At 70.1% G+C, this 6238-nt stretch carries 5 protein-coding genes and 1 pseudogene; 1 reads left to right on the forward strand and 5 read right to left on the reverse strand.

From position 1 onward, the window contains the following. Positions 1 to 113: 113 nt before the first annotated feature. Together ICN82_RS10035 and ICN82_RS10040 are read right to left on the reverse strand one after the other, a co-directional pair. A complete protein-coding gene (locus ICN82_RS10035) occupies positions 114 to 815 on the reverse strand; it encodes a glutathione S-transferase family protein (protein ID WP_193182233.1) in 702 nt (233 codons plus the stop codon). Next, positions 812 to 1615 (reverse strand): HpcH/HpaI aldolase family protein, encoded by an 804-nt coding sequence (locus ICN82_RS10040; RefSeq protein WP_193182235.1) that lies wholly within the window; start codon positions 1613 to 1615, stop codon positions 812 to 814. The genes ICN82_RS10035 and ICN82_RS10040 overlap by 4 nt, the downstream gene beginning before the upstream one ends. A 257-nt stretch (positions 1616 to 1872) precedes the next feature. Here ICN82_RS10040 and ICN82_RS10045 point away from each other — a divergent pair, with 257 nt between their 5' ends. Then, entirely contained in the window at positions 1873 to 3504 is a 1632-nt protein-coding gene (locus tag ICN82_RS10045; protein ID WP_193182237.1) for a GMC family oxidoreductase, read from the forward strand. A 45-nt stretch (positions 3505 to 3549) separates the two neighbouring features. Here ICN82_RS10045 and ICN82_RS10050 read toward each other — a convergent pair whose 3' ends face one another. From ICN82_RS10050 to ICN82_RS10060, 3 genes and pseudogenes are all read right to left on the reverse strand, one after another. Next, positions 3550 to 4707 carry a Gfo/Idh/MocA family protein gene (locus ICN82_RS10050; protein WP_193182239.1) on the reverse strand — a complete coding sequence of 386 codons (1158 nt, stop codon included), beginning with the start codon at positions 4705 to 4707 and terminating at the stop codon, positions 3550 to 3552. Continuing rightward, positions 4704 to 5762: a sugar phosphate isomerase/epimerase family protein gene (locus ICN82_RS10055; protein ID WP_193182241.1), complete on the reverse strand. Its 1059-nt coding sequence runs from the start codon at positions 5760 to 5762 to the stop codon at positions 4704 to 4706. Before ICN82_RS10055 ends, ICN82_RS10050 begins: the two co-directional genes overlap by 4 nt. A gap of 55 nt (positions 5763 to 5817) precedes the next feature. Next, a pseudogene (locus ICN82_RS10060) lies at positions 5818 to 6238 on the reverse strand (xylose isomerase); the annotation flags it as partial.

Raw genomic sequence — 6238 nt, forward strand, 5'->3', positions numbered from 1 at the left:
CCCGCCCGGTCGCGTCTGCCTCCGGGCAGGCGGCAGGAGGCGTCCGGGCCATTGTCACCGGGAGGGACGCGCAGCCCGCCAGCCCCGCGCCGCCGCTGCCGCGCCTTGCGGTCTCAGCGGAAACGGGCGGCGTTCTCGGCCGCCGCCGCCTCGGTATCGCCTTCGCCGAAGGCCGAGGGGCGCGGCTCCGGCAGCTGCAGGGCGTCCTGCACGCGCGGCATCGCATCCAGCCGGTCGAGCCACGCCTGCAGATGCGGCAGTCCCTCGACGCTGACCGTGGCCCAGAAATGGCTGCGCGCCCATGGATAGGTCGCGATATCCGCGACGGACATGGCCTCCCCGACCAGCCAGTCGCGCCCGGCAAGCCGCGTGTCCAGGACCTCCAGCAGGCGGCGGCTTTCGCTCACGTAGCGCTTGACGGCATAGGGCACCTCGTCGCCATTCGGCCGGGCGATGCGCTGGAAGAACATCGCCTGGCCCATCATCGGGCCGATCCCGCCCATCTGGAACATCAGCCATTGCAGCGTCTCGGACCGCTCCTTCGGGTCGTGGCTGAGGAAGCGGTCATATTTCTCGGCCAGGTACCACAGGATGGCGCCGCTCTCGAACACGGCGAAATCATCCGCGCCGCGATCCACGATGGTCGGAATGCGCCCGTTCGGGTTCAGGCGCAGGTAATCCGGCGCCTTCTGCTCCTTCCTGCCGAAATCGACCGGCACCAGGTCATAGTCGATCTGCGCTTCGTGCAGGAAGATCAGCGGCTTCCAGCCGTTCATCGTGTTGGCGGTGTAGAGGATGATATCGGGCCGCGTCATCGGGCGGGATCTCCGGAAGGCAGTGCGGACCGGGCGGCCCCGCCGCCGAGGCCCAGCCCCGAAAGCAGGCCCTTGCGCAGTGCCGTGATGTCGAGGTCGCCCGCGAGGAAGACCACCCCGGCGTCGCATGCGGCGGCGTGCAGCTCCGGCGAGGTGGTCAGAAGCCCGGGCGGCAGGCCCGCGGCGCGGATGCGGCGGATCGCGTCGATCACCGCCGCCACCACCTCGGGATGGCCGGGATTGCCGGGATGGCCCAGCGAGGCGGCCAGGTCGGCAGGCCCCACGAAGATCCCGTCGATGCCCGGCACGGCGGCGATCGCCTCGATCTGCGACAGGGCGGATTTCGATTCCACCTGCACCAGCAGGCAGATCTCTTCCCCGGCGCGCGCGTGATATCCCGGCACCGCGCCGAACCCCGTCGCCCGCGTCACCCCCGACACGCCGCGGATGCCGCGGGGCGGATAGGTCGCGCAAGCCACCGCATGGGCCGCCATCTGCGCGTCCTCGACCATCGGGATCAGCAGCGTCTGCGCGCCCAGATCCAGCAGCTTCTTGATCTCGGGCGCGTTCAGATGGGTCGGGCGCACCACCGGATGCACCGGCCAGCGCGCCGCCGCCTGCAGGAGCGGCAGCACCGAGACCGCATCGACCGCCGAATGTTCGGTGTCGAACATCATCCAGTCGAAGCCGAGCCCGGCCATCATCTCGACCGCCAGCGGGTCGCTCAGCGTGCACCACAGCCCGCGCTGCAGGCGGAATTCCGCAAGCGCGGTCTTGAACGGGTTCTTGAACGGTTCCATGGGCCCTCCCTGCCGCTGGTCGGCCCACATTCGGCCCGCCCCCGCGGCAGTGTCAAGCGCGCCGCGCGCCGCCCCGGCAGCCCGCGCACAGGCCCCCGACAGGTCGGGCGGCAGGTCAAAGGACCCGCAGGAGCCCGGAAAAACCGCCCGAGAACCGGGCAGGCGAAAAATAGCAGTATACGGATGACCATGGCGGTTGCCGCCCCCGTCCTGCCGCCGGAAGGTCGGCCCGACCCCGTCACGCAGAAGGATGCCGCATGACCCGCCACAGCCCGCTCGACCTTGCGCCGGACCGCGAAACCGCCGCCGAGACGATCCGCGCGCAGTATGATTTCATCGTGATCGGCGGCGGCACCTCGGGCAGCGTCATCGCCCGGCGCCTGGCCGAGGACCCGGCGGCGCACGTGCTGCTCTTGGAGGCGGGGGGATCGGACCGGGTGCCGCAGGTGATCGACAGCACCCAGTGGATGTGGAATATCGGCACCTCGCGCGACTGGGGCTACCGGGCCGCGCCCTCCCCGACCGTGAACGGCCGCAGGCCGGTGCTGCCGATGGGCAAGGTCCTGGGCGGCGGATCCTCGATCAACGGGTCCATCTGGGCACGCGGGCATCGCAACGACTTCGACAACTGGGCCGCCGCCTCGGGCGAGGCGGCCTGGAATTACGAGAACACGCTGGCCATCTACCGCAGGATCGAGGACTGGCAGGGCGCGCCCGACCCGCAGCGCCGCGGCAAGGGCGGACTGCTGAACATCCAGCAGCCGGATGATCCCGTCCCGCTGGTCGCAGGCCTCATCAAGGGCGCCGAGGCAATCGGCATTCCCTTCGTCGAGGATATCAACGGCGCCGCGATGGAGGGCGATGGCGGCTGCGGCCTGCCCAATGTGCTGGTGCAGGACGGCAACCGGCGGGTGTCGATGTCGGCCACCTACCTGCATCCCTTCATGACGCGGCCCAACCTGCACGTCCTGCTCTGCGCCGAAACCACGCGGATCGAGATCGAGGGCGGGCGCGCCACCGGGGTCAGCTTCGTGCGGCGCGGGCGGCAATACACGGTCCGTGCGGGCACCGAGGTGATCCTGTCCGCCGGGGCGATCAATTCGCCCAAGCTGCTGATGCTCTCGGGGATCGGCGATGCCGCGCAGCTGGCCGCGCAGGGGATCGCGGTCGCGCAGCACCTGCCGGGGGTCGGCCGGAACTTCCAGGACCATATCCTGATGGCGGGCTGTGTCTGGGAATACGTCACGCCCGAGGCGCCGCGCAACAATGCCGCCGAATTCGTCTTCTACGCCAAGAGCCGCCCGGACCTGCCGACGCCCGACCTGATGCCCGTGCTGGAGGAATGCCCCTTCGGCTCCGAGGTGACGGGGCCTCAATACGGGCTGCCCGCCGCGCCCGACAGCGCCTGGACGCTGGCGCCGGGTCTTGCCCGGCCCGACAGCCGCGGCGAGGTGCGCCTGGCCTCGGCCGACTGGCGCGACGCGCCGGTGATCGAGGCGAATTTCCTCTCCGCCCAGACTGATATCGACGCGATGCTGACCTGCATCGAGATGTGCCGCGAGATCGGCAATTCGGAATTCTGCGCGCCCTACCGGAAACGCGAGATCATGCCGGGACCGCTGCCGAAGGCGGAGATGGCCGATTTCCTGCGCAACGCGGCGGGGACGTATTTCCACGAGACCTGCACCTGCAAGATGGGGCGGGACGAGATGTCGGTCGTCGATGGCCGACTGAAGGTCTACGGCATCGAGGGGCTGCGCGTCGCCGACGGCTCGATCATGCCCGAGATCACCACCGGCAACACGATGGCGCCCTGCGCGGTGATCGGCGAACGCGCCGCCGCCTTCCTGCGCGAGGCGCATGGGCTGACGGCCGAGACGGTGGCCTGAAGGTGGATGGGCAGGCGCGCGGGCATCTCCCGCGCGCCGCCCGGGCTAGAGCGTGACCCAGGCCGCATCCTGCGCCGCCGATCGCACGCAGGCCGCCACGAAGCGCACCCCCATCAGCCCGTCGGCAATTCCCGGATAGGAGACCGCCGGGTCCGGGGTGCCGCCGTCGCGATGGGCCCGGATCGCCGCCGCGGCCTCGGCATAGATATTGGCGAACCCCTCCAGGTATCCCTCGGGATGCCCGGCCGGGATGCGCGACAGCCGCTGCGAGGCCGCCGTGGCGCCGGCGCCGTTGCGGGTCAGGATGCGGGTCGGCTCGCCGAAGGGGGTGTACCAGAGCTTGTTCGGCTCTTCCTGCGCCCATTCGATCCCGCCGCGCTCGCCATAGACCCTGAGGCGCAGCGCATTCTCGTTGCCCACGGCGACCTGGCTGCACCACAGCATCCCCTTGGCCCCGCCTTCATAGCGCAAGAGCACATGGCCATTGTCGTCGACCCGCCGCCCCGGCACGAAGGCATCCAGATCGGCGGCCAGCCGCTCGATCCTCAGCCCGGTGACGAAGCCCGCCAGATGCACCGCATGGGTGCCGATATCGCCCGTCGCCCCGCCCGCGCCCGAACGCGCCGGATCGGTGCGCCAGTCGGCCTGCTTGTTCCCGGGGCCCGCCTCCTCGGCCAGCCAGTCCTGCGGATATTCCACCTGCACCACGCGGATCCGTCCCAGATCGCCCGCCGCCACCATCGCCTGCGCCTGCCGGATCATCGGATAGCCGGTGTAGTTATGGGTCAGCACGAACAGCATGTCGGACTGCGCCGCGGCCGCCGCGAGGGCATCCGCCTCTTCGGGCGTGGAGGTCAGGGGCTTGTCGCAGATCACGTGGATCCCCGCCGCCAGGAAAGCCTTGGCGGCAGGCGCGTGCATGTGGTTCGGCGTGACGATGGCGACCGCCTCGATCCCGTCCGGCCGCGCCGCCTCCGCCGCGGCCATGGCAGCGAAATCGTCGTAGATGCGGTCGGGGTCCAGCCCCAGCGCCTGCCCCGAGGCCCGCGCCTTTTCCGGCGTCGAGGAGAGCGCGCCGGCCACCAGATCGAATTCGCCGTCCAGCCGCGCCGCGATGCGATGGACGGCGCCGATGAAGGCCCCCTGCCCGCCGCCGACCATGCCCAGCCGGATCGGCCCCGTGCGTCCCTTGAATCTCGTCATCTGTCCAGCCCCAGGATGCGGCGGTTGGCGGCCGCGTCGCTGCCGCCATCCGCGAAATCGTCGAAGGCGCGTTCGGTCACGCGGATGATGTGATCGCGCACGAACTGCGCCCCCTCGCGGGCGCCGTCCTCGGGATGTTTCAGCGCGCATTCCCATTCGACCACGGCCCAGCCGTCGAAGCCCCCGGCCGACAGCTTGGAGAATACCGCGCCGAAATCGACCTGGCCGTCGCCGGGGCTGCGGAACCGGCCCGCGCGGTCCTTCCAGGACTGGAAGCCGCCATAGACCCCCTTGCGCCCGGTCGGGTTCAGCTCGGCATCCTTCACGTGGAAAGCGCCGATGCGCTCCATGTAGATGTCCAGATTGTCCAGGTAATCTAGACATTGCAGCACGTAATGGCTGGGATCGTAGAGCATCATCGCCCGCGCATGGCCATCCACGCGGTCAAGGAACATCTCGTAGCTGTCGCCGTCATGCAGATCCTCGCCGGGATGGATTTCATAGCAGACATCCACCCCCATCTCCTCGGCATGGTCGAGGATCGGCCGCCAGCGGCGGGCCAGTTCGTCGAAGGCCTGCTCGACCAGGCCCGCCGGGCGCTGCGGCCAGGGATAGACATAGGGCCAGGCCAGCGCGCCCGAGAAGCTGGGCATCGCCGTCAGCCCCATGTTGCGCGAGGCGCTCAGGCACAGTTTCACCTGCTCCACCGCCCATTGCTGCCGCGCCGCCGGGTTGCCGCGCATCTCCGGCACGGTGAACCCGTCGAACATCTCGTCATAGGCGGGATGCACGGCGACAAGCTGCCCCTGCAGATGGGTGGCAAGCTCGGTCACCTCGACGCCGTTCCCGGCCGCGACGCCCTTGAATTCGTCGCAGTAATCCTTCGATGCCGCCGCCTGCGCCAGGTCGATCAGCCGCGCATCCCAGCTGGGCACCTGCACGCCCGCATAGCCGCAATCCGCCGCCCATCGCGTGATCGCGTCCCAGGAATTGAACGGTGCCTCGTCCCCCGCGAATTGCGCCAGGAACAGGCCCGGCCCCTTGAGTGTCTTCATGTCATCCTCCCTTCCCCGGAAGGCGGCCGCCTTGCCGCCGCCGCCCGCCTCCGGCTCAGCCGATAAAGCGGTTCACAAGGTTCTCCAGCCGCTCCTGCCGGCCCGAGCGCGGCACCGGCCGCAGATCGGCCGCCAGCGCCCGGTCGCCGATCGCGTCGAGCCCGCCATCCAGCAGCGCCGCGGTCCCGGGCGCGTCCCATCCGGCGTAGCGCTCGGCCCGCGCGGCCTCCAGCCGGCCATCCTCCAGCATGGCGGCGGCCAGCTTCAGCCCCCGCGCGCAGACATCGATGGCGCCCACATGGCCCAGCACCAGATCCGCCGCATCGGTGGATTGCCGCCGCAGCCGCGCGTCGAAATTGGTGCCGCCCGTGCCCAGACCGCCGGCCTTCAGCACCTCGTAATAGGCCAGCGCCACCTCGGGCACGTTGTTGGGGAACTGGTCCGTGTCCCAGCCCGACTGGTAGTCGTTGCGGTTC

Origin of the sequence: Mangrovicoccus algicola, from assembly GCF_014903745.1 — a bacterium.
In the GTDB taxonomy this organism is placed as follows: domain Bacteria; phylum Pseudomonadota; class Alphaproteobacteria; order Rhodobacterales; family Rhodobacteraceae; genus Mangrovicoccus; species Mangrovicoccus algicola.

What these genes read in the sequence shown, in the direction of transcription:
- ICN82_RS10035 (WP_193182233.1), bottom strand. Translation starts at nt 815, where the DNA reads ATGACGCGGCCCGATATCATCCTCTACACCGCCAACACGATGAACGGC.
- ICN82_RS10040 (WP_193182235.1), bottom strand. Translation starts at nt 1,615, where the DNA reads ATGGAACCGTTCAAGAACCCGTTCAAGACCGCGCTTGCGGAATTCCGC.
- ICN82_RS10045 (WP_193182237.1), top strand. Translation starts at nt 1,873, where the DNA reads ATGACCCGCCACAGCCCGCTCGACCTTGCGCCGGACCGCGAAACCGCC.
- ICN82_RS10050 (WP_193182239.1), bottom strand. Translation starts at nt 4,707, where the DNA reads ATGACGAGATTCAAGGGACGCACGGGGCCGATCCGGCTGGGCATGGTC.
- ICN82_RS10055 (WP_193182241.1), bottom strand. Translation starts at nt 5,762, where the DNA reads ATGAAGACACTCAAGGGGCCGGGCCTGTTCCTGGCGCAATTCGCGGGG.